This is a genomic window from Bacillus cereus group sp. BfR-BA-01408 (genome assembly GCF_022663305.1).
GTDB classification, from domain to species: Bacteria; Bacillota; Bacilli; order Bacillales; family Bacillaceae_G; genus Bacillus_A; species Bacillus_A pacificus.
Genome location: NZ_JAKUFF010000281.1, coordinates 1 through 246, shown reverse-complemented (window position 1 = coordinate 246; position 246 = coordinate 1). Strand labels below are relative to the sequence as shown.

The following is a 246-nucleotide window of genomic DNA, read 5'->3' as shown; positions in this document are numbered from 1 at the left end:
TAGCGAAAGTGCAAAAAATGGTTAAAGCTAAGGAAGAAGCTAAAACACAGAAGGTAACAAAGGCAAAAGAAACAATTAAACCTAAGGAAGAAGAGAAAGTACAAGAAGTAGTAAAGCCTAAGGAAGAAGAGAAAATACAAGAAGTAGCAAAACCTAAGGAAGAAGCAAAAGTACAAGAAGTAGCAAAACCTAAGGAAGAAGAGAAAGTACAAGAAGTAGCAAAACCTAAGGAAGAAGAGAAAGTAC

At 35.0% G+C, this 246-nt stretch carries 1 pseudogene; it reads left to right on the top strand.

Features of this window, described 5'->3' with window-relative positions:
- Nucleotides 1–17: 17 nt before the first annotated feature.
- Nucleotides 18–246 (top strand): annotated as a pseudogene (locus MR083_RS27305) (enterotoxin); the annotation flags it as partial.